The 566-nt window shown below is 27.2% G+C and carries 1 protein-coding gene; it reads right to left on the bottom strand.

All coding sequences use genetic code 11. The features are described from left to right. Positions 1–318: 318 nt before the first annotated feature. A partial coding sequence (locus N3F66_15215; GenBank protein ID MCX8125495.1) for a hypothetical protein occupies positions 319–566 on the bottom strand: 248 nt, incomplete at its 5' end.

Genomic DNA, 566 nt, shown 5'->3' with positions numbered 1-566 from the left:
GTATAAGAGACAGGATTACACTAGGGAGAACAAGTTTTTAAAATCTTTTTGGTTTTCAGCAATTTCTTGCTTCAATAGTATCTAATTTCCTTCACTAATCAATTTGTTCAGAGTTAAAACATGTTTGATTTGCGATCCCCCCTCTTAAACTCCCCCCTAATTATTTGCAATAATTAATACTGCAAATATAATACTTGCAGTATTATTATAAATAACATACTTGCAGTAATAATTAATAATAATTAATAACTAATAACTAATAATAATTAACTTAATTTATTTGCAAACTTAATACTTGCAAACATTATTTTGCAAATATTATTCTGCAAATATTACTTTGCAAATATTATCTTGCAAATCATTACTTTGCAAATAAAATCTTGCAAATATTAACTTACAATAAAACCTTGCAAATAAAAAAAATCTTGCAAATAAAAAACACTTGCGTGTTCTCCCTAGGAAATAAATAAAACCCTCTGCAAATATATTACTGCAAGTAATAATAGCAAACATATCCCCTGCAGGGAGCAAAATTTTGCTCCGCAAAATTTTGCATACATACTTGC

The organism is Spirochaetota bacterium, assembly GCA_026414805.1.
Lineage (GTDB): Bacteria > Spirochaetota > UBA4802 > UBA4802 > UB4802 > UBA4802.
Note: the sequence above shows the minus strand (reverse complement) of the source record. Positions and strands in the feature narration are given on the sequence as shown.